The 26,228-nt window shown below is 68.0% G+C and carries 20 protein-coding genes and 1 pseudogene; 16 read left to right on the top strand and 5 right to left on the bottom strand.

The window, feature by feature from the left end; all coding sequences use genetic code 11:
* Positions 1–56 precede the first annotated feature (56 nt).
* The 15 genes from B9C99_RS14880 (at position 57) to B9C99_RS14815 (ending at position 17,988) form a co-directional block, all read left to right on the top strand.
* Positions 57–611, top strand: coding sequence for an NADH-quinone oxidoreductase subunit B family protein (locus tag B9C99_RS14880; protein WP_088898408.1), 555 nt, complete (start codon positions 57–59; stop codon positions 609–611).
* Positions 608–1,324, top strand: a complete 717-nt coding sequence (locus B9C99_RS14875) for an NADH-quinone oxidoreductase subunit C (RefSeq protein ID WP_088898407.1) — start codon at positions 608–610, stop codon at positions 1,322–1,324. The genes B9C99_RS14880 and B9C99_RS14875 overlap by 4 nt, the downstream gene beginning before the upstream one ends.
* Complete coding sequence (locus B9C99_RS14870; RefSeq protein ID WP_088898406.1) at positions 1,321–2,625, top strand: NADH-quinone oxidoreductase subunit D; 1,305 nt, start codon at positions 1,321–1,323, stop codon at positions 2,623–2,625. Before B9C99_RS14875 ends, B9C99_RS14870 begins: the two co-directional genes overlap by 4 nt.
* A complete protein-coding gene (gene nuoF, locus B9C99_RS14865; RefSeq protein ID WP_088898405.1) occupies positions 2,622–4,808 on the top strand; it encodes an NADH-quinone oxidoreductase subunit NuoF in 2,187 nt (728 codons plus the stop codon). The genes B9C99_RS14870 and nuoF overlap by 4 nt, the downstream gene beginning before the upstream one ends.
* Positions 4,805–7,276: an NADH-quinone oxidoreductase subunit G gene (locus tag B9C99_RS14860; protein WP_088898404.1), complete on the top strand. Its 2,472-nt coding sequence runs from the start codon at positions 4,805–4,807 to the stop codon at positions 7,274–7,276. The genes nuoF and B9C99_RS14860 overlap by 4 nt, the downstream gene beginning before the upstream one ends.
* A complete protein-coding gene (nuoH, locus tag B9C99_RS14855; RefSeq protein ID WP_088898403.1) occupies positions 7,273–8,574 on the top strand; it encodes an NADH-quinone oxidoreductase subunit NuoH in 1,302 nt (433 codons plus the stop codon). The genes B9C99_RS14860 and nuoH overlap by 4 nt, the downstream gene beginning before the upstream one ends.
* Positions 8,574–9,119: an NADH-quinone oxidoreductase subunit NuoI gene (gene nuoI, locus B9C99_RS14850; RefSeq protein ID WP_088898402.1), complete on the top strand. Its 546-nt coding sequence runs from the start codon at positions 8,574–8,576 to the stop codon at positions 9,117–9,119. The genes nuoH and nuoI overlap by 1 nt, the downstream gene beginning before the upstream one ends.
* Positions 9,116–9,907 (top strand): NADH-quinone oxidoreductase subunit J, encoded by a 792-nt coding sequence (locus B9C99_RS14845; protein ID WP_088898401.1) that lies wholly within the window; start codon positions 9,116–9,118, stop codon positions 9,905–9,907. Before nuoI ends, B9C99_RS14845 begins: the two co-directional genes overlap by 4 nt.
* The gene (gene nuoK / locus B9C99_RS14840; RefSeq protein WP_006554035.1) at positions 9,904–10,203 is read left to right on the top strand and encodes an NADH-quinone oxidoreductase subunit NuoK; all 300 of its coding nucleotides are present in this window, start codon (positions 9,904–9,906) and stop codon (positions 10,201–10,203) included. Before B9C99_RS14845 ends, nuoK begins: the two co-directional genes overlap by 4 nt.
* Before the next feature lie 58 nt (positions 10,204–10,261).
* Positions 10,262–12,154, top strand: coding sequence for an NADH-quinone oxidoreductase subunit L (gene nuoL / locus B9C99_RS14835; RefSeq protein WP_088898400.1), 1,893 nt, complete (start codon positions 10,262–10,264; stop codon positions 12,152–12,154).
* Positions 12,155–12,167: 13 nt separating this feature from the next.
* The gene (locus B9C99_RS14830) at positions 12,168–13,859 is read left to right on the top strand and encodes an NADH-quinone oxidoreductase subunit M (RefSeq protein WP_088898399.1); all 1,692 of its coding nucleotides are present in this window, start codon (positions 12,168–12,170) and stop codon (positions 13,857–13,859) included.
* Positions 13,856–15,460: an NADH-quinone oxidoreductase subunit NuoN gene (nuoN, locus tag B9C99_RS14825; protein WP_088898398.1), complete on the top strand. Its 1,605-nt coding sequence runs from the start codon at positions 13,856–13,858 to the stop codon at positions 15,458–15,460. The genes B9C99_RS14830 and nuoN overlap by 4 nt, the downstream gene beginning before the upstream one ends.
* A gap of 64 nt (positions 15,461–15,524) precedes the next feature.
* A complete protein-coding gene (gene msrA, locus B9C99_RS14820; RefSeq protein WP_088898397.1) occupies positions 15,525–16,046 on the top strand; it encodes a peptide-methionine (S)-S-oxide reductase MsrA in 522 nt (173 codons plus the stop codon).
* Positions 16,047–16,167: 121 nt separating this feature from the next.
* Positions 16,168–16,314 (top strand): hypothetical protein, encoded by a 147-nt coding sequence (locus B9C99_RS25885; RefSeq protein ID WP_172414966.1) that lies wholly within the window; start codon positions 16,168–16,170, stop codon positions 16,312–16,314.
* A 78-nt stretch (positions 16,315–16,392) separates the two neighbouring features.
* Positions 16,393–17,988, top strand: coding sequence for an FMN-binding glutamate synthase family protein (locus tag B9C99_RS14815; RefSeq protein ID WP_088898396.1), 1,596 nt, complete (start codon positions 16,393–16,395; stop codon positions 17,986–17,988).
* Positions 17,989–18,025: 37 nt separating this feature from the next.
* Here B9C99_RS14815 and B9C99_RS14810 read toward each other — a convergent pair.
* Positions 18,026–18,902 (bottom strand): annotated as a pseudogene (locus B9C99_RS14810) (cyclopropane mycolic acid synthase family methyltransferase).
* A 181-nt stretch (positions 18,903–19,083) separates the two neighbouring features.
* Positions 19,084–20,496 carry a wax ester/triacylglycerol synthase family O-acyltransferase gene (locus B9C99_RS14805; protein ID WP_253250087.1) on the bottom strand — a complete coding sequence of 471 codons (1,413 nt, stop codon included), beginning with the start codon at positions 20,494–20,496 and terminating at the stop codon, positions 19,084–19,086.
* A 344-nt stretch (positions 20,497–20,840) separates the two neighbouring features.
* Here B9C99_RS14805 and B9C99_RS14800 point away from each other — a divergent pair, with 344 nt between their 5' ends.
* A complete protein-coding gene (locus B9C99_RS14800; protein ID WP_088898394.1) occupies positions 20,841–22,733 on the top strand; it encodes an alkyl sulfatase dimerization domain-containing protein in 1,893 nt (630 codons plus the stop codon).
* An 8-nt stretch (positions 22,734–22,741) separates the two neighbouring features.
* On the opposite strand, the gene B9C99_RS14795 is transcribed toward B9C99_RS14800, so the two are convergent.
* From B9C99_RS14795 to B9C99_RS14785, 3 genes are all read right to left on the bottom strand, one after another.
* Positions 22,742–23,725: a TIGR00341 family protein gene (locus B9C99_RS14795; RefSeq protein ID WP_016696076.1), complete on the bottom strand. Its 984-nt coding sequence runs from the start codon at positions 23,723–23,725 to the stop codon at positions 22,742–22,744.
* A gap of 73 nt (positions 23,726–23,798) precedes the next feature.
* Complete coding sequence (locus B9C99_RS14790; protein ID WP_088898473.1) at positions 23,799–25,586, bottom strand: ABC transporter ATP-binding protein/permease; 1,788 nt, start codon at positions 25,584–25,586, stop codon at positions 23,799–23,801.
* A gap of 110 nt (positions 25,587–25,696) precedes the next feature.
* A complete protein-coding gene (locus B9C99_RS14785) occupies positions 25,697–26,194 on the bottom strand; it encodes a potassium channel family protein (RefSeq protein WP_253250086.1) in 498 nt (165 codons plus the stop codon).
* Positions 26,195–26,228: the final 34 nt, after the last annotated feature.

Raw genomic sequence — 26,228 nt, 5'->3', positions numbered from 1 at the left:
GCGAGCGGACGGCCGGGCATCGGGTGCCCGGTCCGATTCCGGGGGAGGTGAGGACGATGGGCATCGAGGAGAAGGTCCCCAGCGGTTTCCTGCTCAGTACCGTCGAGACCCTCGCCGGTTTCGCACGGAAGGGCTCGTTGTGGCCGGCGTCCTTCGGGCTCGCGTGCTGCGCCATCGAGATGATGGCAACCGCCGGCGGCCGCTACGACATCGCTCGCTTCGGCATGGAGGCCTTCCGGGCCTCGCCGCGACAGGCCGACGTGATGATCGTCGCCGGCCGCGTAAGCCAGAAGATGGCCCCCGCACTGCGCCGCGTCTACGACCAGATGGTCGAACCGAAGTGGGTGCTGGCGATGGGCGTGTGCGCCTCGTCGGGCGGGATGTTCAACAACTACGCGATCGTCCAGGGGGTCGACCACGTCGTCCCCGTCGACATCTACCTCCCGGGCTGCCCGCCCCGGCCCGAGATGCTCCTGCACGCCATCCTCGCCCTGCACGAGAAGATCGCGCAGATGCCCCTGGGTGTGAACCGGGTCGAGGCGATCCGCGCCGCCGAGGAAGCAGCCCTGGCCCAACGCCCCCTCATCGAACTGACGGTGCCGCCGCGATGACCGATCTCGAACGGACAGGATCCGACCACGACGACCGCGCCGACGAGGTGATCGCTGTGCGGCGCGGCATGTTCGGTGTGCGCGGATCCGGCGACACAAGCGGCTACGGCCGTCTCGTGCGCCGGGTGACGCTGCCCGGCAGCACCGAACGTCCCTACGGGGGGTACCTCGACGACCTCGTCGACACGCTCGAGGACGTCCTCGACGAGCGGTCCGGCGACACCGGGACGGGCTACGCGCAGGCGGTCGAGAAGGTCGTCGTGCACCGGCACCAGCTGACCGTCTTCGTCCGCCGCGAACATCTGCCGCTCGTGGCCCGCACCCTGCGCGACCATGCGGACCTCCGATTCGAGCTGTGCCTCGGGGTCAGCGGGGTGCACTATCCGCAGGAGACGGGCCGCGAACTGCACGCGGTGTATCCGCTCGTCTCGATCACCCACAACCGCCGGATGCGGCTCGAGGTGGCGATCCCCGACAGCGACCCGCACGTCCCGTCGCTCTACCGCATCTACCCGACGAACGACTGGCACGAGCGCGAGACCTACGACTTCTTCGGGATCGTCTTCGACGGGCACCCCGCGCTCACCCGCATCGAGATGCCCGACGACTGGCGCGGACATCCCCAACGCAAGGACTACCCTCTCGGCGGAATCCCGGTGGAGTACAAGGGCGCCCGGATCCCACCACCCGACGAACGGAGGGCGTACACGTGACGAGCGAACCCGCGACCGAGACCGTCTTCGACGCCGTCGGACGTGACTGGGACGACATCACCGCTGCCGTACGCGACAGCGGTGAGGACCACATCGTCGTCAACATGGGACCCCAGCACCCGTCCACCCACGGAGTACTGCGCCTGATCCTCGAGATCGACGGCGAGACCGTCACCGAGGCCCGCTGCGGAATCGGCTATCTCCACACCGGAATCGAGAAGAACCTCGAATTCCGCAACTGGACCCAGGGCGTCACCTTCGTCACCCGCATGGACTACCTCGCCCCGTTCCACAACGAGACGGCCTACTGCCTCGGCGTCGAGAAACTGCTCGGCATCGAGGATCTCGTCCCCGACCGCGCGCAGGTCGTGCGGGTGATGCTCATGGAACTCAACCGCATCTCCTCACACCTGGTGGCGCTGGCCACCGGCGGCATGGAACTCGGTGCGACCACGCCCATGCTGTTCGGCTTCCGCGAACGCGAACTGATCCTCGACGTCTTCGAGACGATCACCGGACTGCGGATGAACCACTCCTACATCCGGCCCGGCGGACTGTCCCAGGACCTGCCCGACGAGGCCGTGCCGATGATCCGCGACCTGCTCGCCCTGCTGCCCGGCCGCCTCGCCGACCTCGAAGCCCTGTTCACCGACAACCCCATCTTCATCTCGCGTACCCGCGACATCGGCTGCCTCGATCTCACCGGTTGCATGGCCCTCGGCGTCACCGGACCGATCCTGCGATCCACCGGCCTGCCCTACGACCTGCGTCGCGCCGAACCCTACTGTGGCTACGAGACCTACGAGTTCGACGTCGTCACCGCCGAGGGATCCGACTGCTACGCCCGCTATCTCGTCCGGATCGGGGAGATGCGCGAATCGTTGAAGATCGTCGAACAGTGCCTCGACCGGCTCCGTCCCGGACCGGTGATGGTGCAGGACGGCAAGATCGCCTGGCCGTCGAAACTGCAGCTCGGACCGGACGGACTCGGCAACTCGCCCGACCACATCCGTCACATCATGGGCGAGTCGATGGAGGGCCTGATCCACCACTTCAAGCTCGTCACCGAGGGCATCCGCGTCCCGGCGGGACAGGTCTACATCGGCGTCGAATCGCCACGCGGCGAACTCGGCGTCCACATGGTCAGCGACGGCGGCACACGCCCCTACCGCGTGCACTACCGCGACCCGTCGTTCACGAATCTGCAGGCCGTCGCGGCGATGTGCGAAGGCGGCATGGTCTCCGACGTGATCGCCGCCGTCGCCAGCATCGACCCGGTGATGGGGGGAGTGGACCGATGAGCACCGAATTCGTGCGCGCCGCGGGTGCGGAGACCACCGGCACCGCGGCCACGAGCGAGACCACCGCCGCCGTGCCGATGACCGAACCGGCCGGACGCGAACCCGTCCTCGTCCCGCTCGGGCCGCGACCCGACGAGGACACCTATCTCACCCCACCCGACGCACCGCGCCGCTATCCCCACGACGTGCGTGCCCGCCTCGACGCCGACGCCGACCGGATCGTCGCGCGCTACCCGCAGCCCCGATCGGCGCTGCTGCCGCTGCTGCACCTCGTGCAGGCGGAGGACGGGTACATCACGCCGGCCGGCATCGAGTTCTGCGCCCGGCGGCTCGGACTCACCGGCGCCGAGGTCGCCGCCGTCTCGACCTTCTACACCATGTACCGCCGCTCGCCGACCGGCCGCCACCACGTCGGGGTGTGCACGAACGCGCTGTGCGCGACGATGGGCGGCGACGAGATCTTCTCCGCCCTGTGCACCCGGCTCGGCATCGGACACGACGAAACCACCGCCGACGGCGCGATCACCCTCGAACACATCGAATGCAACGCGGCGTGCGACTACGCCCCGGTGATGACCGTCGACTGGGAACTGTTCGACAACCGCACCGTCGACTCCGCGATCGAACTCGTCGACGACCTGCTCGCCGGCGGCACACCCACACCGACGCGCGGCGCCCCGCTGCGTAACTTCCGCGACACCGCGCGCCTGCTCGCGGGGATCCCCGACGACCGGCCCGGTGCGCTCGAGGCCGCCGGTACCGCCGGACCGGCCTCCCGCGCCGGGCTCGAGGTCGCCCGCAAGCACGACATGCGGGCACCGGAACCACCGGAGAAGGACGAGGTCGTCGTCGCCGTCGGGAAATCACCGACGGGTCTGACCCCCGTACTCACCCGCTACTGGGACGAGGACCAGGCGTGGACCCTCGACGCCTACCGGCGGCACGGCGGATACGAAGCCCTGCCCATCGCCCTCGGGATGGACCCGGATACGGTCATCGCCGCGGTGAAGGACTCCGGGATCCGCGGTCGCGGCGGCGCCGGATTCTCCACCGGCACCAAGTGGTCGTTCATCCCCCAGGGCGACGACAAGCCGCACTATCTCGTCGTCAACGCCGACGAATCCGAACCGGGCACCTGCAAGGACATCCCGTTCATGCTGGCCACCCCGCACGCCCTCGTCGAAGGCGTGATCATCGCCGCCTACGCGATCCGCGCCCGGCACGCGTTCATCTACCTGCGGGGGGAGGCCGTCCCGGTGCTGCGGCGCCTGCACGCCGCGGTCGCGGAGGCCTACGAGGCCGGCTATCTCGGACGCGACATCCTCGGCTCCGGATACGACCTCGAACTCGTCGTCCACGCCGGTGCGGGCGCGTACATCTGCGGTGAGGAGACGGCGCTGCTCGACTCCCTCGAGGGACGCCGCGGCCAACCACGCCTACGTCCACCCTTTCCCGCCGTCGCCGGCCTGTACGCGTGCCCGACCGTCGTCAACAACGTCGAGTCCATCGCGAACGTCCCGCTCGTCATCCGCAACGGTGTGGACTGGTACCGCTCGATGGGCACCGAGAAATCACCGGGATTCGCGATGTTCTCGCTCTCCGGGCACGTCACCACCCCCGGCCAGTACGAGGCCCCGCTCGGCATCACGCTGCGGGAGTTGCTCGGCTACGCCGGAGGTGTGCGCGCCGGCCACCGGCTCAAGTTCTGGACACCCGGTGGCTCGTCGACCCCGATCTTCACCGACGAACACCTCGACGTCCCCCTGGACTACGAGAACGTCGCCACCGCCGGGTCGATGCTCGGGACCCGGGCCCTGCAGATCTTCGACGAGACCACCTGCGTCGTCCGCACGGTGCTGCGCTGGACCGAGTTCTACGCCCACGAATCCTGCGGCAAGTGCACCCCGTGTCGCGAGGGCACCTGGTGGCTCGTGCAGATCCTCGAGCGGCTCGAACACGGGCGGGGCACCGAAGCCGACCTGGAGAAGCTGCTCGACATCTCCGACAACATCCTCGGCCGGGCATTCTGCGCCCTCGGGGACGGCGCCACCAGCCCGATCACCTCGTCGCTGAAGTACTTCCGCGACGAATACGTCGCCCACTTCGAGCACGGCGGCTGCCCGTTCGACCCGCACCTGTCGACGCTCGCCGCCGACACCCCCGCGGAAGGAGGCGAGCGATGACCGCCGTGTCCGGTGCCGGTGCGGAGAAATCCGAGACCACCGACCTCGTGAACGTCACCATCGACGACACCGAGATCGCCGTGCCCAAGGGCACTCTCGTGATCCGCGCCGCCGAACTGATCGGGGTCCAGATCCCGCGGTTCTGCGACCACCCGCTGCTCGAACCGGTCGGCGCGTGCCGCCAATGCCTCGTCGAGGTCGAGGGGCAGCGCAAACCGCTCGCCTCGTGCACCTCGGTGGTCACCGACGGGATGGTCGTGCGCACCCAGTTCACCTCACCCGTGGCCGACAAGGCCCAGCGCGGCGTGATGGAACTGCTGCTCATCAACCATCCGCTCGACTGCCCGGTGTGCGACAAGGGCGGCGAGTGCCCGCTGCAGAACCAGGCGATGTCCAACGGACGCGCAGAATCCCGTTTCGAGGACACCAAACGCACCTACCCGAAACCCATCGCGATCTCCTCGCAGGTGCTCCTCGACCGCGAACGCTGCGTGCTGTGCGCGCGCTGCACCCGCTTCGCCGACCAGGTCGCGGGCGACCGGTTCGTCGACATGCTCGACCGCGGGGCGTTGCAGCAGGTCGGCATCTACACCGAGGAACCGTTCGAGTCGTACTTCTCCGGCAACACCGTCCAGATCTGCCCGGTCGGTGCGCTCACCGGCGCCGCCTACCGGTTCCGCGCCCGCCCGTTCGATCTGGTCTCCACTCCGAGTGTGTGCGAACACTGCGCGAGCGGCTGCGCTCAACGCACCGACCACCGGCGCGGAGCGGTGCTGCGCCGCCTCGCGGGGGACGACCCCGAGGTCAACGAGGAATGGAACTGCGACAAGGGGCGGTGGGCGTTCACCTATGCCACCGCCGACGACCGCCTCACGACGCCGCTCGTCCGCGACGACACCGGAGCGCTCGTTCCCGCATCGTGGATCGAGGCGCTCGGCGTCGCCGCCCGCGGCTTGGCTGCGGCGCGCGGTAGGGCCGGGGTCCTCACCGGTGGCCGGCTCACCGTCGAGGACGCCTACGCGTACGCGAAGTTTGCGCGAACAGCGCTCGGCACCAACGACATCGACTTCCGCAGTCGAGCCCTGTCGGAGGAGGAGACGGACTTCCTCGCCTCGCGGGTCGCCGGGGGGCGCCTCGACGTCACCTACCGCGACCTCGACCGCGCGCCGGCGGTGCTCCTCGTCGGATTCGAGCCGGAGGAGGAGTCGCCGATCGTCTTCCTGCGGCTGCGCAAGGCGGTCCGGCGGAACAGGCTGCAGGTCTTCACGATCGCACCGTTCGCCTCGCGCGGTGTCCACAAGCTGTCGGGCCGGGTCGAACAGTGCGTCCCGGGCGACGAGGCACGCGCGCTCGACGCGATCCGCACCGGCGCATCCGCCGATGCCGCGGCGGCGCTCGGGACTCCCGGTGCGATCGTGCTGGTGGGGGAGCGGGCCGCAGCATCGCCCGGCACGCTGTCCGCCGCTGCGGCCCTCGCCGACGAGACCGGAGCCCGCCTCGCGTGGATCCCGCGCCGCGCCGGTGATCGCGGAGCACTCGAAGCCGGCGCCTTCCCGACCCTGCTGCCCGGTGGTCGCCCGATCGGCGACCCGCAGGCCCGGCGCGACATCGAGTCGGCGTGGGGTCTACCGGCCGACACCCTGCCGTCGGAGGCGGGCCGCGACACCGACGCCATCCTCTCCGCGGCCGCCGAAGGTGATGTGGCTGCGCTCGTGGTCGCCGGCGTCGACCCCGCCGACCTGCCCGACCCCGATGCCGCACTCGCGGGTCTCGACGGTGCCGGCTTCGTCGTGAGTCTGGAAGTGCGACGCAGCGCGGTGACCGACCGCGCCGACGTCGTCTTCCCCGTCGCGCCGGTGGTCGAGAAGGCCGGGAGCTTCCTCGACTGGGAGGGGCGCGAACGTGCCTTCCCGATCGCCCTCCGCGACACCGGCGCACTGCCCGACCACCGGGTGCTCGCGGCGATCGCCGACGCGATGGACCTCGACGGAGGCCTCGACGATCCCGGCCCCCACGACGTCGAGACCCTGCGTCACGAACTCGCGGAACTCGGACGATGGACGGGCACCGTTCCCGAATCGCCGGGAGTGTCCCCGCGACCCCCACGACGTCCCGTTCTCGGGGAAGCGGTCCTCGCCACCTGGCGGATGCTCCTCGACGCGGGCCGGTTGCAGGACGACGAACCGCACCTCGCCGGAACCGCGCATGAACCCGTCGCCCGTCTGTCGGCCGCAACTGCTGCGGAGATCGGCGCCGCCGACCATCATTCGCTCACCGTCTCCACCGAGCGCGGCTCGATCACGCTGCCGCTGGTGGTCGACGACCTGCCCGACCGTGTCGTCTGGCTGCCCACCGCCTCGCCGGGATCGATGGTGCACGCCGATCTCGGTGTCACCGCCGGTGATGTGGTGCGGATCCGGGCCGCCGCCACGACGGGTTCCGGATCGGCCGAGGAGGATCCGCGATGAGCGTCACCGCCCAGCCCGTGGACCTGTCGATGTTCGGCATCGACCCCTGGTGGCTCGTCGTCGTCAAGGCCGTGGCGATCTTCGCGTTCCTCGTCCTGACGACCCTCGTGATGATCCTCGCCGAACGCAAGATCATGGCCTGGATGCAGATGCGGGTCGGACCCGACCGGGTGGGACCGAAGGGACTGTTCCAGACCGTCGCCGACGGTCTGAAACTCGCGCTCAAGGAAGGCATCATCCCGACCGGGGTCGACAAGCCGATCTACATGCTCGCCCCGATCATCGCGACGGCCCCGGCGTTCATGGCGTTCGCGGTCATTCCCTTCGGGCCGGAGGTGTCGATCCTCGGGAACCGGACGCCGTTGCAGCTGACCGATCTTCCCGTCGCGGTGCTCTACGTCCTGGCGATCACCTCCGTCGGCGTCTACGGGATCGTGCTCGCCGGCTGGGCCTCGGGTTCGACCTATCCGCTGCTCGGTGGTCTCCGCTCGACCGCGCAGGTCATCTCCTACGAGATCGCGATGGGACTCGCGTTCGCCGCGGTCTTCCTGCAGGCGGGCACGATGTCGACCTCGGGCATCGTCGCCGCGCAGAACGACCTGTGGTTCGTCGTGCTGCTGCTGCCGTCCTTCCTGGTGTACTCGGTGTCGATGGTGGGGGAGACCAACCGCGCTCCCTTCGACCTGCCCGAGGCCGAGGGCGAACTCGTGGGCGGTTTCCACACGGAGTACTCGTCGCTGCGGTTCGCGATGTTCATGCTCGCGGAGTACGTCAACATGGTCACCGTCTCCGCGCTCGCGACCACCCTGTTCCTCGGTGGCTGGCACGCGCCGTGGCCGCTGACGCTGTGGAGCGGCGCGAACTCGGGCTGGTGGCCGCTGCTGTGGTTCGTGATCAAGGTGTGGGTCGTGCTGTTCGTCTTCGTGTGGCTGCGCAGCACCCTGCCGCGACTGCGCTACGACCAGTTCATGGCCCTGGGCTGGAAACTGCTCATCCCCGTTTCGGTGGTGTGGGTGATGATCGTGGCCGCGCTGCGCATCCTCGACACCGACGACGTCCTGCCCGGCACCGCGAGCCTCATCGTCGCCGGGGTGCTGTCCACCGCTCTGCTGTTCGCCTACCTCACCCTGCAGGGGCGGCGGACCCGGCGCATCGCACAGGCGACGGAACCACCCGCCGGCGTCGACGAGGAGTTCGACGCCATGGCCGGGGGCTTCCCCGTGCCGCCACTACCTGCTCGGTCGAGCACCCGATCGAGTCCGCCCGCCCCGGCGGGTCGTCTCCCAGGAGGATCGTGATGGTCGAATTCCGCGGCCCGCTCGCCGGTTTCGGTGTGACGCTCACGACGATGTTCAAGAAGCCCAACACCGAGCAGTATCCGGAGCAGAAGAGACCCACCGCCCCCCGCTATCACGGACGCCACCAGCTCAACCGGTATCCGGACGGACTCGAGAAGTGCATCGGCTGCGAACTGTGCGCGTGGGCCTGCCCCGCCGACGCCATCCACGTCGAGGGCGCCGACAACACCGACGAGGAGCGGTACTCGCCCGGCGAACGGTACGGGCGCGTCTACCAGATCAACTACCTGCGGTGCATCGGCTGCGGATTGTGCATCGAGGCGTGCCCGACCCGCGCGCTGACGATGACGAACGAGTACGAGATGGCTGCCGACAACCGCACCGACATGATCTACGAGAAGGACCGCCTGCTCGCGCCGCTCGAACCCGGGATGCAGCCACCCCCGCATCCCATGGCACCCGGCGCCACCGACGAGGACTACTACCGGGGCACGATCCCCGTCCCGGAATACGCGTCCGCCGCCGACGGGGAGGAACACCGGTGACCACCGCGCTGCTCGCCGCCGAACTCACCACGACCTCCACCGGGGAGGCCGTGCAGTTCTGGATCCTCGGTGCCGTCGCGGTACTCGGGGCGCTCGGTGTCGTCGTCGCCCCGAAGGCCGTGTACTCGGCGCTGTTCCTCGCGATGACGATGATCGTGCTCGCCGTCTTCTACATCGCGCAGGACGCATTGTTCCTCGGTGTGGTGCAGGTCGTCGTCTACACCGGCGCCGTGATGATGCTGTTCCTGTTCGTGCTCATGCTCGTCGGTATCGATTCCGCCGACTCCCTCGTCGAAACCATCAAGGGACAGCGCGTTCTCGCGATCGTCGTGGCGATCGGCTTCGCGGTGATGCTCATCGGTGGCATCGGCAACACCGCGGTCTCCGGCTTCGCGGGACTCGACGCCGCCAACGCCGGCGGCAACGTCGAGGGCCTGGCGGTGCTGCTGTTCATCGACTACGTCTGGGCGTTCGAACTCACCGGAGCGCTGCTCATCACCGCCACCGTCGGTGCGATGGTGCTCGCCCACCGGGAACGACTGCAGCCGAGGCAGACCCAACGCGAACTCGCCGCACGCAGATTCCGCGAAGGAGAGCGGGTCACACCGCTGCCGGCCGCGGGCGTCTATGCCCGCCACAACGCCGCCGACGTCCCGGCCCTGCTCCCGGACGGATCGTTCTCCGAACTGTCGGTCGGTGAGCTGCTCGGCCGCATCGGACGCGACTGGGACCACACCGAACTCGGCCTGCGCGAACCCGACGACGACGCGAGGAAGGACCGGCGATGAACCCCGAGAACTACCTCTACCTGTCGGCACTGCTGTTCACCATCGGCGCTGTGGGAGTCCTCCTGCGCCGCAACGCCATCGTCGTGTTCATGTGCGTCGAGTTGATGCTCAACGCCGCCAACCTGGCCTTCGTCACCTTCGCGCGGATGCACGGCAACCTCCACGGACAGGTCTTCGCCTTCTTCACGATGGTCGTCGCGGCCGCCGAGGTCGTCGTCGGCCTCGCGATCATCGTGACCATCTTCCGGACGAGGCGATCCGCCTCCGTCGACAACGCCGACCTGCTCAAGTACTGACGACCCCTACGAGGACGGTGAGTGTGAGAGCCCACGACGAACCGAGAGGACACGCGGCATGACTTCGTTCCTGAACTCGGCGCTGTGGACGATACCGGCACTGCCCCTGGCCGGCGCGTTCGTTCTGCTGCTCTTCGGGCGTCGCAGCGACCGCTGGGGACATCTGCTCGGATGCGCCACGGCGATCGCCTCGTTCGTCGTCGGCGTCGTCATGTTCGCCGGACTGCGCGGACTCGACGCGAGCGAGAGACTCGCGCAGCAGACCGTGTTCACCTGGGTGCCGGTCGGAGAACTGCAGGTCGATCTCGGACTGCGGCTCGACGCGCTGTCGATCTGCTTCGTACTGCTCATCACCGGCGTGGGCTCGCTGATCCACCTCTATTCGGTCGGCTACATGGCACACGATCCGGAGCGCCGGAAGTTCTTCGCCTATCTGAACCTGTTCCTCGCGGCGATGCTGGTGCTCGTCCTCGCCGACAACTTCCTCGTCCTGTACCTCGGATGGGAGGGCGTCGGTCTCGCTTCGTACCTGCTCATCGGATTCTGGCAGTACAAGCCCACCGCCGCGACCGCCGCGAAGAAGGCGTTCGTCGTCAACCGCGTCGGCGACATGGGGCTGCTCGTCGCCCTCATGATCATGTTCGCGACCTTCGGCAGCCTCGACTACGACACGGTCTTCACCGCGGTACCCGCGGCGAGTGAGGGCACCGTGACCGCGATCGGCCTGTGCCTGCTCCTGGCCGCGTGCGCGAAATCCGCCCAGCTGCCACTGCAGTCGTGGCTCGGCGACGCCATGGAGGGCCCCACCCCGGTCTCCGCGCTCATCCACGCCGCCACGATGGTCACCGCCGGTGTCTACCTCGTCGTCCGCGCGAACGCGATCTTCGACGCCGCACCGGCCGCACGACTCGCGGTGGTGATCGTCGGCGCCGCGACACTGCTCTTCGGCGCGATCATCGGCTGCGCCAAAGACGACATCAAGAAGGCGCTCGCCGCGTCGACCATGAGCCAGATCGGCTACATGGTGCTCGCCGCCGGACTCGGCCCCGCCGGGTACGTCTTCGCGATCCTGCACCTGCTCACCCACGGCTTCTTCAAGGCCGGACTGTTCCTCGGCGCCGGCTCGGTGATGCACGCGATGAACGACGAGACCGACATGCGCCGCTACGGCGGACTGCGCGCGGTCATGCCGATCACCTTCGCCACCTTCGGGCTGGGCTACCTCGCGATCATCGGCATCCCGCCGTTCGCCGGGTTCTTCTCCAAGGACAAGATCATCGAAGTGGCCTTCGCCGCCGGCGGTGTCGAAGGCATCGTGCTCGGTCTCGTCGCGCTGCTCGGTGCGGGGCTGACCGCCTTCTACATGACCCGCGTGATGATCCTGACCTTCTTCGGCGACCGGCGATGGGCGCCCGACGCCACCCCACACGAGTCGCCGGCCTCGATGACCTGGCCGATGATCGCTCTCGCCGTGGGCTCGGTCGGTGCCGGCGGGTTGCTGGTGCTCGGTGGCGCGTTGCAGCACTGGCTCGAACCCGTCGTCGGCTACGACCATCACGAAGGTGGTCTGCCCGTCTGGCTCGTCACCACCCTCACGCTGGCGGTCGTGCTCGCCGGTGTCGCCGTCGCGTACCGGCAGTACGTGCGCGCACCGGTCCCGGAGACGGCCCCCGAGGCGGTGTCGGTGCTCACCGTCGCCGCACGTCGCGACCTCTACGGCGACGCCGTGAACGAAGCGGTGTTCATGCGTCCCGGTCAGGGTCTGGTGCGCGCCCTCGGCGCCGTGGAATCCACCGGCATCGACGGCTCCGTCACCGGTGCCGCCACCGGGATCGGTGCGCTCTCGCACGGACTGCGCCTGCTGCAGACCGGCTTCGTCCGTTCGTACGCGTTGTACATGTTCGCCGGCGCGACCGTCGTGGTCGGTGCGCTCGTCCTGGTGACGCTGTGATGGGGGTGTACTGATGACCACCGTTCCCTGGTTGACGATCCTGTGGGTGCTCCCGCTGCTCGGCGCCGCCGCGATCATGGCTCTGCCCGCACGCTTCGGTTCCGCCGTCCGGTCGATCGCCCTCGCGGTGTCGATCGCCGTTCTCGTGGTCGCGGTGATCGTCGCCGTCGGATTCGACCGCGGGGGAGAGCGTTTCCAGTTCGTCGAATCGCACGACTGGATCCCCTCGTTCGGCGCAGGCTACCGGCTCGGCGTCGACGGCATCGCCCTGGTGCTGGTCCTGTTGACCGCCGCGCTCGTGCCGTTGCTCCTGGCCGCCGGGTGGCACGATCACCGCGCCGCCGACGAGGAGGCCGGCGCGGCCCGCCCGCGTTCCGCGCACACCTACGTGGCGCTGATCCTGCTCGTCGAGTCGATGGTGCTCGTGTCGTTCACCGCCCTCGACATCCTGCTGTTCTACGTCTTCTTCGAGGCGATGCTCGTCCCGATGTACTTCCTCATCGGCGGGTTCGGTTCGCCGGGGACACCGCGCGCCGACCGGGCACGCGCCGCCGTGAAGTTCCTGCTGTACAACCTGCTCGGCGGACTGGTGATGCTCGCCGCGTTGATCGGGCTGTACGTGGTCACTGCCCGATCCGGGCTGGGGGAGACCGCGGGTGTGGGCACCTTCGACGTCCGGACCGTCACCGCCGCCGCCGTCTCGGGGGACCTCGACGCGACCCCCGCCGTACTTGCCGCACTGTGTTTCGGTTTCCTCGTCGCCTTCGCGGTGAAGGCCCCGCTGTGGCCGCTGCACGGGTGGCTACCCGACGCGGCGGTGCGGACCACGCCGGTCGCGGCGGTGCTCATGATGGCCGTGGTCGACAAGGTCGGCACCTTCGGCATGCTGCGCTACTGCCTGCAGCTCTTCCCCGACGCCTCGGTGACCTTCGCACCGGTCGTGGTGACCCTCGCCGTCATCGGCATCGTCTACGGCGCCGTGCTCGCGATCGGTCAGACCGACGTGATGCGCCTGATCGCCTACACCTCGATCTCGCACTTCGGGTTCATCGTCCTCGGCATCTTCGCCCTGACCTCGCAGGGGCAGGCCGGCTCGACGCTGTACATGGTCAACCACGGGATCTCCACGGCCGCACTGTTCCTCATCGCCGGTTTCCTCGTCTCGCGGCGCGGAGACCGCACCATCGCCGCCTACGGCGGGGTGCAGAAGGTCGCTCCGGTCCTCGCCGGGACCTTCCTCGTCGCCGGACTGGCGACCCTGTCCCTGCCCGGGCTCGCGCCGTTCGTCAGCGAGTTCCTCGTCTTCGTCGGCACCTATCCGCGCTACCAGGTGGCCGCGGTGATCGCGACACTCGCGCTCGTGCTGTCCGCGCTCTACGTGCTGTGGCTCTACCAGCGCATGATGGGCGGACCCGTGCGCCTGCCCGGTGGGGACGACGGTGACGACGGGAACGACGGTGCCGAACACGCCCGCAGGCTCTCCGATCTCGTGCCTCGTGAGGTCGCGGTGGTCGCGCCGCTGATCGCATTGCTGCTCATCCTGGGGATCTACCCGAAACCCGCGCTCGACGTCATCACCCCCGCGGTCGACGACACGCTCGTCTCGATCGAGATCTCCCGGCCGGAACCGGTGGTGCCCGCCGAGCGACCCGTCGCCGAGAGTGGTGTTCCCGCCCACGGTTCCGAGGAAGGTGAAGCCGAATGAACCCCTCCGAGGGCATCGTCGTTCTTGCCGCGTCGATTCCCGCCCCGGCGATCGACTACGGACTGATCGCACCGATCCTCATCGTCTTCGCCGCGGCCGTCGTCGGTGTGCTGGTCGAGTCCTTCGCGCCGGCCTCGGCACGCTATCTCGCCCACGTGCTCCTGACGACGGGCGCGCTCGTGGCGGCGTTCGTCGCCGTCGTGATGCTCGCGGGAACCCGTGCGACCACCCTGTCGGGGGCGGTCGTGATCGACGGACCGGCGCTGTTCCTGCAGGGATCGGTCCTGATCGTGGCGGTGCTGTCGGTTGCGCTCGTCGCGGAACGGAGTATCGAACGGGTTCGCACGCAATCGGTTTCCCGCGCCGCGGTCGGTGCGCATCTCGACGCTTTCGCGCCCCAGGCGTCGGCGATTCCGGGCACCGCGGCCGAACGGCAGGCGCTCGCGGCGGGTGGCGCGCGCACCGAGGTCTTCCCGCTCATGCTGTTCGCGGTGGGCGGGATGCTCGTCTTCCCGGCCTCGAACGACCTGCTGACGATGTTCGTCGCGCTCGAAGTGCTGTCGCTGCCCCTGTATCTGCTGTGCGGTCTGGCGCGGCGCCGCCGGTTGCTTTCCCAGGAAGCGGCACTGAAGTACTTCCTGCTGGGCGCGTTCTCGTCGGCGTTCTTCCTGTACGGGGTGGCGATGCTCTACGGCTATGCCGGGACCGTCCATTTCGGCGGTATCGCCCTGGCGATCGACACCGGTGCGGGCAGCGAGACCACCGCGCTCGTCGGGGTGGGTCTGCTGGCCGTCGGGTTGCTCTTCAAGATCGGGGCGGTGCCCTTCCATTCGTGGACGCCGGACGTCTACCAGGGCGCACCGACCCCCGTGACGGCGTTCATGGCCGCCGCCACGAAGATCGCCGCCTTCGGTGCACTGCTGCGCGTGCTCTACGTCGCGGTCCCCGGTTCCGCCGACCAGTGGCGGCCGATCCTGTGGGCCGTCGCGATCGCGACGATGGTCGTCGGCGCGGTCCTCGCGGTGACGCAGAACGACATCAAGCGCATGCTCGCGTACTCGGCGATCAGCCACACCGGATTCGTGCTCACCGGCGTCGTGGCCGGCACCGCGTCCGGGATCTCGTCGACGCTGTTCTATCTGCTCGTCTACGGGATCGGGACGGTCGGTGTGTTCGCCGTGGTGACTCTGGTGCGCGACCCGGACGGCGAGGCATGGGAGCTGTCGCGCTGGGCCGGTGTCGGGCGACGCTCCCCGTTGCTCGGCGGGGCGTTCGCGCTGTTCCTGCTGTCGCTGGCGGGTATTCCGCTCACCAGCGGGTTCATCGCGAAGTTCGCGGTCTTCGGCGCGGCGATCGAGGGCGGTGCGGCTCCGCTCGTGATCGTCGGCGTGCTGATCAGCGCGATCGCCGCGTACTTCTACGTGCGGGTGATCGTGCTGATGTTCTTCACCGACCCGACCGACGACGCCCCGCGGCTCGCGACCTCGACCGTGGCGACGAGCGCGGCGATCGCGTTCGCGGCGGTGGCGACGGTGCTGCTCGGCATCCTGCCGCAACCCGTCCTCGACCTCGCCGAGCGGGCGGCGGTGTTCGTGCTCTGACCACGAACGTGCGCGGTGGGAATGCCGCGGCCCTCGTATCGGTTCCACCTCCCGAGGAGGCGTAATGACCGATACACGCAAGGCGATTCTGGCAGGCGGATGCTTCTGGGGTATGGAGGAGCTGATCCGGAGGCAGCCCGGGGTGGTGTCGACACGGGTCGGCTACACCGGTGGGCAGAACGATCACCCCACCTATCGCAACCATCCGGGGCACGCGGAGTCCGTCGAGATCGTCTACGACCCCGCACGCACCGACTACCGGGCACTGCTCGAGTTCTTCTTCCAGATCCACGACCCGGCCACCCTGAACCGGCAGGGCAACGACGTCGGGGCGTCCTACCGCTCTGCGATCTTCTACCTCGACGACGAGCAGAAGCAGGTCGCGGTGGACACGATCGCAGACGTCGAGGCATCGGGCCTGTGGCCCGGCACGGTGGTCACCGAGGTGACTCCCGCGAGCACCTTCTGGGAGGCCGAACCCGAGCACCAGGATTATCTCCAGCGCTACCCGAACGGGTACACCTGCCACTTCCCACGGCCGGGCTGGAAGCTGCCGAACAGTCGCATCGCCGACGCGGCGAACTGAGTTGCGCGCACGGGCAGTTCCACGGGGACTGCCCGTGCCGCCGGCAGCGGCTGCTCGTCGGTGTTTCCGCGCGTCCGTATCGTGGAAGTACGGTTCGGAACGACACGCGGAGGAGTGCTCGATGGGAATGTTCGGCAAGGTGATGAAGAGCGCCGCCGCGGTGAAGGCGATCCAGATCGTCCGACGTGAGGCGGCCAAGCCGGAGAACCAGCGCAAGGCCAAGGAGATGCTCGCCAAGTTGCAGCAGAAGCGCCGCGGTTCCCACTGATCTGCCGGTCGGGCGGCGAGTGTGGTCGCCGCTGTCCGACATGTGTGTCCCGCCGGGTAGGCGGAGAGAAGGTGAACCGTGCTGCGGTTCTTCCTCGTCGGTTTCCTGGGCCTGACCCTGGTTCTGGTCGGCGTGATCGCCGCCGTCGGAGGGTGGGTCTGGTGGGTGCTGGTCGTCCTCCTGACGTTCCTGCTGCTGGTCGGAATCTACGATCTCGTGCAGCGCCGGCATTCGGTGCTGCGCAACTATCCGGTGCTCGGCCACATGCGATATCTGCTCGAGAGCGTACGGCCGGAATTGCAGCAGTACTTCGTCGAGCGGAACTTCGACGGACGACCCTTCGACAGGGACGTGCGCACCGTCGTCTACGAACGCGCCAAGGGCATCCACGGCGAACTGTCGTTCGGCACCGAACGTGACATCTACGAGGTCGGCTACGAATACCTCGTGCACTCAACCGCGCCGGTGCCCGAACCCGACGAACCGCCGCGGGTGAGCATCGGAGGACCCGACTGCACGCGGCCGTACTCGATGTCGCTGCTGAACGTCTCGTCGATGAGTTTCGGTGCGCTGTCCGCCAACGCGATCCGGGCGTTGAACCGTGGAGCGGCTCGAGGCGGGTTCGCCCACGACACCGGAGAGGGTGGCCTGACGCCGTATCACCTCGAGGGCGGCGGCGACCTGGTCTGGGAGATCGGATCCGGCTACTTCGGGACGCGCGACCGCGACGGCAGATTCGACCCGACGGAATTCGCCGACAAGTCGGCCCACGACCACGTCAAGGCGATCTCCCTCAAACTCAGTCAGGGTGCGAAGCCGGGCGTGGGCGGTGTTCTCCCGGCAGCGAAGGTGAGCGAGGAGATCGCACGCTATCGAGGTGTGCCGGCCCACGAGAAATGCATCAGTCCCGCAGCGCACACGGTCTTCACCACGCCGCGCGAACTGGTCCGTTTCCTCGCCGGTCTCCGCGAGCTGTCCGGAGGGAAGCCCGTCGGTTTCAAGCTCTGTGTCGGATCCCGCATCGACGTGCTCGCGATCTGCAAGGCCATGCTCGCCGAAGGGACGACCCCCGATTTCGTCATCGTCGACGGAGCGGAGGGTGGCACCGCCGCAGCACCCCTCGAATACGAGGACAACGTGGGTCTGCCGCTCACCGACGGACTGATGACCGTCCACAACGCACTTGTGGGTACCGGATTGCGCGACCGGATCAGGATCGGCGCGAGCGGCAAGGTCGCGACCGGAAACGACATGGTGAAGCGGCTGATCCAAGGTGCGGACTACACCAACTCGGCGCGGGCGATGATGATGGCGCTCGGATGCATCCAGGCGCAGCGGTGTCACACGAACAGGTGCCCGGTCGGTGTGACGACCCAGGATCCGAAACGAGCACGGGCGCTCGATGTGGCGGACAAGGCCTTACGGGTGCAGCGGTACCACGCGAGCACGGTGCGGCAGGCGATGCAACTCATGGCGTCGATGGGCGTCGGTGAACCGAGCGGACTCACGACGGACATGCTCCGGAAGAAGGTGTCGCCCACCGTCGTCCGCTCCTACACGGAGCTCTACGAGTGGCTCGCTCCGGGCGAACTGCCGGCAGATCCGCCGTCGACGTGGGCGGCGGACTGGCGTGCCGCCTCGCCGGATTCGTTCCGTCCCCGGTCCCACCTGTGACGAGCTCCTGCTCGCGACGACCTGGTGCAGGTCCTCATCATCGGGGTCGCTGCTTCACGAGCGTGAACTGCTGGACGTCGATGAGACGCCGTCGGAAGTTCGCGGCGCAACCGGTCAGATACCGGATGTATCGCTGGTAGACCTCCTCGGAGGCCATCCGGACCGCGTCGTCGCGACGTGCCTCGAGGGCCTGCGCCCACAGATCGAGTGTGTGGGCGTAGTGGGGCTGCAAGGACTCGATGTTCTGCACCCAGAAACTGTTTCGGCTGTGCGCCGGTGATGACCAGGTCCCGGTCGGGGAGCTGCCCTCCGGGGAAGATCTCCCTCATGATGAACCGCAGGAACAGAGCGTCCTCGCGGGTGACCGTCACCTTCATCGCCTCGAGCTGGGCACGGGAATGCCCGACGATGGTGTGCAGCAGCATCCGGCCGTCGGCGGGCAGGATGCGGGAGGCGCGTTCGAAGAAGGTGTCGTACCGCTGTCGGCGGAAATGCTCGAACGCTCCGATGCTGACGATGCGGTCCACCGGCTCGTCGAACTCCTCCCAGCCCTGCAGGCGAACCTCCGCGGTACGGCCACCGGACGACATCGCCGAGAGCAGACCGGACACGTGTTCGTACTGGTTGCGGCTCAACGTCAGACCGATGACGTGCACGTCGTATCGCTCAGCCGCCCGCATCATCGTCGAGCCCCACCCGCAGCCGATGTCCAACAAGGTCATTCCGGGCCGGAGATCGCACTTGCGGAGAGCAAGATCGACCTTTGCGATCTGGGCCTCCTCGAGGCTCATGTCGTCGCGCTCGAAGTAGGCGCAACTGTACGTGCGCGTGGGGTCGAGGAACAGTTCGAAGAAGTCGTCGGACAGGTCGTAGTGGGTCTGGACCTTCTCGTAGAACGGCGTCAGCTTCTGCATTCGGACCTACTCTCCGCGAGGAGTGGGACGCGAGTTCCTGTGTCGGAATCCACGCTTCCCGTGGGGCACACCGCTATCGGTCGATAGTGCTCCGGCAGAGTGCCTTCTCACACGAGAACGGCGATTCCTGGGGGAGTTGTCCGACTCGGGCACACGAGTGCCTGGCGGCTACCCCGCGGCGTCAGCCCGCACGGACGGATGCCCCGTCGGTGACCGGCACGATGTCGAAGGCGTCCTCGAGCGCGTCGAGGGCCGCGTCGAAGTGATCGAGCAGGGGCTGCAGTTGCGGCAGGCTGCGACTGCACGAGGTGAGCCCGAAAGCGATGGCGTCGTCGGTGCTCGTGCACGTGATGTTCAGTGCCTGACCGTCGACGGGTACGGACAGCGGATACACAGCATCCACACGAGCACCGTTCCAGTACAACGGATCCGGCGAACCCGGCACGTTCGAGACGATGACGTTGAAGGGTGGTCGCGGAAGCGCGCGATTGCGCGTGAGGATCCCCACCGCCAGCGGCGCGACGCCGAGTGCACTGGCCGCCAGCCGGGACAGGGAGGACATCCCCTGCATGGAGGCCTTGCCCTCCGTCGTCGATGCCGACACCCTGGCCAGCCGGTCGGCCGGATCGGCGAGATCCGTGCCCATGTCCGCCATCAGGACACCGAGTTCGTTTCCGGCGCAATCCTTGTCGGGTCGCAGGCACACCGGGACCATGGCCACGAGCGACTTGTCGGGCAACGCCTCCTGCTCGATCAGGAAGGCGCGCAGTGCTCCCGACGACATGGCCAGAACGACATCGTTGACGGTCGCGTCGGCCGCTCTCGCGACGGCACGCAGGCGGGCCAGCGGCCACGAGCGGGCGGCGAACCGGCGCGTCCCCGAGATGGGCACGTTGATCACGGTGTTCGGTGCGGCCAGCGACAGTGATCCGCCTCCGCCGCGCAGCGCCCTGTTCACGGTGCCGGCCAGTGCAGGCACGAAGCCGGTGACGTCGGCCGTCGCCGTCCGCACCGCCTGCATCGCGGCCTCGGGAAGATCGAGCGCGGTCCCGGAGGAGTGGGAGCGGCTCGGCGCGTCGAAGGGTGCCCACGGTGCCGGCATGCCGGTCCGTTCGGAGTCCGGGCTCAGGGCGCGGCGCAGCAACTTCATGGCGCCGACACCGTCGGCGAGGGCGTGGTGGATCTTGGTGTAGACGGCGAGCCTGCCGTCCGCGAGACCTTCGATCACGTGCATCTGCCACAGCGGCCGGCTCCGATCGAGCAGCGTGCTGTGCAGCCGGGAGACGAGATCCCAGAGTTCGTCGAGCCCGCCGGGCTGCGGCAACGCGTTGCGTCGTACGTGGTAGCTCAGGTCGAAGTTCGCATCCTCCTCCCAGGCCCACTGACCGAAGGTGCCCAGGGAACGGACCGCGCGCTTGCGCCACAGCGGCGCGACCTCGCCGTCCTCCGCGGCAGCGGTGAACAGTGCCCCCAGATCCGCGGCGGTCGTGCCTTCGCGTGGCCGGAGAAGGATCAGTCCGCCCACATGCATCGGATGATCGCGGGACTCCCCGAGGAGAAACATCGAATCGGTGGGCGACATGGGTGGACGCATCGGCACATTTCCTCCGCCCGGATCGCCGGGCAGTTCGTGACGAGGCCCCCTGCCGCCCCGTCGACATGTGCGTCAAACCATGACCCCCGTCACAGGTTTATGACGCGACACAACTAATACGCGATGCCGGGTCGTATCGCCAAGTCCGGACGCCCGATTTCCGGCCGAAACGAGAATTGTTGTCCGATTTTCGAACTCCGGGAGGTCTCGCTACCGCCGATCGATCTGGACGGAAGCCGTGATCCGGGAGCGCGTACGGAAATACAGTCGAGGACAGGAACGGAAATCACGAACTCGACACTCCCTGCTGTGCCGGGTCCCGCAGATCACCCGGAAGGATCGCGATGTCCGACCCATCGGCCGACATGCCCGCCGCAGTCCGGAACACGCAGGTGGATCGATCACTGCCCTTCTCGGACGTCCAGGATTTCGACGACGTCGATCGCGGTTTCATCGCGGCTCTCGAACCCGGGATCGTGAGGAACACCGATGGCCACGTCGTGTGGGACAGCGATTCGTACGCATTCCTCGACGACGACTGCCCTCCGACGGTGAATCCGAGCCTCTGGCGGCAGTCGCGACTCTGCGCGCGGCAGGGATTGTTCGAGGTCACGGAGCGTATCTACCAGGTGCGCGGTCTGGACCTGTCGAACATGACGCTCGTCGAGGGCGATACCGGCGTGATCGTCATCGATCCACTGATCTCCGCGGAGACCGCTGCGGCGGGTCTCGCGCTGTATCAGGCGCATCGCGGTGACCGCCCGGTCACCGCGGTGATCTACACCCACAGCCACATCGATCACTTCGGTGGCGTCAAGGGTGTCACGATGGTCGAGGACGTCGCAGCCGGGCGATGCCCGGTCCTGGCACCGGCCGGCTTCGTCGAGCACGCCGTCGCAGAGAACGTGTACGCGGGCACGGCGATGGGACGCCGCGCCGCCTACATGTACGGAGCGGCGTTGCCACGAGGTCCTCGCGGTGCCGTCGGTGCGGGATTGGGACCGACGACCTCGACCGGAACGCCGACCCTGATCGCTCCGACGATCGACATCGAGCACACGGGGCAGACGGAGACGGTCGACGGGGTCGAGATCGAGTTCCAGATGACACCGGGCACCGAGGCCCCGGCGGAGATGAACTTCTACTTCCCACAGTTGCGGGCCCTGTGCATGGCGGAGAACGCCACCCACACCCTGCACAATCTGCTGACGCTGCGCGGGGCGCTCGTGCGGGATCCGCACGTGTGGTCGCAGTATCTGACCGAGTCGATCAACCGGTTCGCGTACCGCTCCGACGTGCTGTTCGCCTCGCACCACTGGCCGACCTGGGACACCGAGCGCCTGACGGAGTATCTGTCCCTCCAACGCGACCTGTACGGCTATCTGCACGATCAGACGCTGAGGGCGATCAACAAAGGGGCCACCGGAATCGAGATCGCCGAGTCGATCGAACTGCCACCGGCGATCGAGAAGGTGTGGCACACGCGCGGCTACTACGGCAGTGTCAGTCACAACGTCAAAGCCGTCTACCAGCGGTACATGGGCTGGTTCGACGGCAATCCCGCCCACCTGTGGGAGCACCCTCCCGTCGAATCGGCGAAGCGGCACATCGAGTTCATGGGCGGCGCCGATCAGGTCCTGGAGAAGGCCCGCCGCTCGTTCGAGGACGGCGACTTCCGGTGGGTCGCGCAGGTGCTGAACTACGTGATCTTCGCGGACCCCGACAACGCGCAGGCCAAGGCGCTGCAGGCGGACGCGCTCGAACGACTCGGCTTCGGTTCCGAGAACGGCACCTGGCGGAACTTCTTCCTCATGGGCGCCTACGAACTCCGCCACGGTGCGATCGGCACGCCGACCGTCACCGCCGCCCCGGACATCGTCGGTGCGCTCTCGATCGAGCAGCTCTTCGACGCGCTCGCACTGCGTGTGGACGGTCCGCGGGCATGGTCGACGACGTTGACGATCGACTGGAACCTCACCGACGAGAACATCGTGCATCGCACTCAACTGCGAAACGGGCTCCTGGTGCACTTCGACACCGACGGCTCGTTGCCCGCGCCGGACACCACCATCACGCTGACCCGATCGCTGCTCGTCGCGGTGCTGCTCGGCGGCGCCGACCCGACGCCGCTCGTGGCGGACGGCAGCATCACCGTCGACGGGGTGGACGGCGTACTTGCGACGCTGGTGAGCGTGCTGGACGAACCCGACCCGGACTTCGCGATCGTCACTCCCTGACCATTCGCTCACTCCGGTTCGACCCGTTCGATGTTCGCGCCCACGGTATGGACGAGCTGCAGGGTGGGATCCCAGGGCAGGACCGCATCGACCGCGGCGTCGAGCTCGTCCAGGGGTGGTAGCTCGGCCGGGCCGAGCACGGAGACGACCACCGTGGTGCCGTGCCAGTCCACCCCGGTGACCTCCGCGTCGGGTGTCCCGTCGAGCCACCGCGTGGCCTGCGCGGAGATCTGCCGTGCCCACAACGACGCCATCGAATTGACGACCATCGGCACCGCGACGACGACCAGTGCCACCGCGAGGACGGCGTAGGCCCGTCGCCACCGGGGCCGGACGGTCTCCGCCGCCTCCCGGGAGTAACCTGCGGCGACGAGAACCGCTGTGGCCGTGATGATCAGCGCGACCACGTTGGATGCGAACAGCACGAACGCGCCGAGCGCGAGTGTCGGTGCGCCGGAGCCGAGGCAGACACCGACCACCGCGAGCGGAGGCACCAGCGAGATCGCGATCGCGACCCCGGGCAGGACGTCCCCGACGTCGCGGCGTGTCACCGCGATCGCCCCGACCAGTCCTGTCGCCATGGCCGCCGTCAGATCCATCAACGTCGGCGACGTGCGACCGAGGACCTGCGAGTTCGACAGGACATTGCCCGGGTTCGCGAGCACCTGGGCGAAGACGACCCCGAGGAGGACAACCAGGACGATGCCGCCGAGGATCCGGGCGACGCTGCGCGCGATCAACACACCGCGTCCGACCGCGATCCCCAGGCCGACCCCCAGGATCGGGGTGGACAACGGCGCGACGATCATCGCCCCGATCACGGTGGCCGTCGAATCACTGACCACCCCCGCCACAGCGATGACCGCCGAGAGGGTGAGCATCGTCCAGAACGCCGACCGCTTCGCCTGCCGATCACCGACCGACAGATCCAGACGCTCGTCGAGTTCCGTCAGGCTGCGTCGCTGGGACTCGGGCACAAGAGTGTCGAACATTCACGCACCTCCCGGAAGAGTCGTCGGGTCCGGCCGGATCCGACACCGCGGCACCGACGGTCGATGGCGGGGATCATCGCGACTTCTCCAGGTCGGAGACCACCCAGCGTCCTTCGCCGCGGAGTTCGAGGACGCGGTCGTGGAAGGCGTCGAGAGTGCTCCGATGCCCGACGCTGACGATCACGGCGTCCGGCAGCGCTTCCCGCATCGTCCGGTACAGCGCGTGTTCGAGACCTTCGTCGATCGCGGCGGTGGCCTCGTCCAGGAACACGATCGCCGGGGACGACAACAGGATGCGCGCGAATCCGAGCCGTTGCTGTTCGCCGGGGGAGAGGGTGCGCGCCCAGTCGGTGTCGAGTCGTTCGGCGAGATGCCCGAGCGCAACGGTCTCGAGCGCCGTGCGTAGCGCGGCGTCGTCGTGATCCGCCGCGCGGGGATAGGTGACGGCATCGCGCAGGGTGCCCAGCGGGAGGTAAGGGTGCTGGGACAGGAACAATCCGTCCCCGGTCGGTCGGTCGACCTCACCGCGCGCATACGGCCACAGTCCCGCGATCGTGCGGAGCAGTGTGGTCTTCCCGCTGCCCGACGCTCCGCGCACCAGAAGCGCCTCGCCCGCGTCGACACCCAGCGACAGGTCGGTGACGAGCGGGTCACCTGCCGGGGTCTCGACCGACAGATCCGTCAGCTCCAGCCGATCCTCCTGCGCCCGCACCGAGACCGAGGGCAGTTCGGCGGCCTGATGCGTCGTGTCGAGCAATCCGTTCAGGCGGATCGTCGTCGCGCGGAACGCCGCGAAATCGTCGTACGACTCGCGGAAGAACGACAGGGAGTCGTGTACCTGCCCGAACGCGTTGCTCGTCTGCATGACGTCACCGAGGGTCACCTGGCCGGCGAACAAGCGGGGTCCCTGTACGAGGAACGGGAAGATCACCGCGGTCTGGTTGACCGCCAGGTTGAAACCGTTGAACTTCAGCGTCCGGAACACGATGCGCCACCAGTTGCGGATCACTGCGGCGAACCGCGCGAGCAGGCCACCGCGTTCGACGCCCTCACCCCGGTAGAACGCGATGGATTCGCCGTACTCGCGCACCCGCACGAGCGCGTACCGGTAGGTCGCGCCGAGCTTCTCGTTCAGGAAGTTCAGCATGATCAGGGGACGGCCGATCCAGAACGCGACCGCTGTGGTGACGAGAACGTAGACGATCACGAGAAACACCATCGCGCGGGGGATCTCGGTACCCAAGATCGTGATCGGTCCCGACAGATCCCACAGGATGCCGGTGAAACTGACGATCGACAGGACCGCCGTCACCGCTCCCATCGACAGCACCCGCGTGGTCGTGACGAAATTCGTGATATCGACCTGGATGCGCTGATCCGGGTTGTCGACCGGCGACGAGACGAACCGATCCTTGTAGAAGGAACCCGACTCCAGCCAGTCGTCCACGAGGCGTTCGTTCAGATGCGTCCGCCACCGGATGTCGAGGGTCTGCGCGAGGAGATAGTCGACGAGCGCTCGCACCACATGGATCGTCGCCAGGACCGCGAAGATCCGCATGAAACGCCAGAAGGCGGACTCGTCCAGATTCTGGATCGCCGTGTAGAAATCGTTGTACCAGTAGGAGAACAGCACGCTCATCCGCACGGCGAACACCGTCAGCAGCAACACGATCGCGGCCAGGACGAGACCGCCGGCGCCGTTGCGCGGGTCGAAGAAGGACGTGGCGATGCGCCACCACTGGCGACCCCAACGCGTGAACCGCACGAGCGCGGCGATCACGGCGACGAAGACCAGGGCAGTGATCGCAAACGCTTTCGCCGTCCACACGACGCTGTCGACGACGACGGTTCCCCAATCCAACATGTCGACCTCCGACAGGCGTCAGTGGAGTCGCATCCCTACAAGGATCACCCCACCGGCCGCAATGGAATGCGAAGTTGTGGAATCCGGTGGACGGAACCGGGGATCTTTCACCCCTCGTCGTCACCGCGGCTGCGCCGCCGCCACTGCACCGCGGCCGCGAGCAACCGGATCCCGACCGCGAAGAAGATCAGATTCGCGACCATCTGCACCGACACCACGGCGCGCGCTGCCTCGGACTCGGCGGAGATGTCCCCGAAACCCACCGTGGCGAAGACCGTCAGGCAGAAATAGAGCGCATCGATGCGGGACAGCGGCTCGGAGAAGTTGTCCGGAGCGACGATCGACATCCGCAGATAGACGGTCGCGAACAGCACGAGATGCAGGGACACGACGCTGATGAGCGCCTCGATCGCCTGCACCGCCGGATACTCCGCGGCGAGAATCCTGTGGACCTGCCACCCGCCGACGAGCAGGACCACGACACCGCCCCCGACGAGGAGCAGAACGTCGGACAAGCCCGTGACCTGATCCAGGGGAACGGAGAAATACACGCTGACCAGCACGAGCGCGGTGAGCGCGGGTCGCGCCAGCGCAGACAGGATCAACCGTCTCCGCTCCCGCGGATCAGGTGTGCGCGGA

This window comes from Rhodococcus sp. BUPNP1, assembly GCF_002215235.1.
In the GTDB taxonomy this organism is placed as follows: domain Bacteria; phylum Actinomycetota; class Actinomycetes; order Mycobacteriales; family Mycobacteriaceae; genus Rhodococcus.
This window is presented reverse-complemented; position numbering and strand designations above follow the sequence as displayed.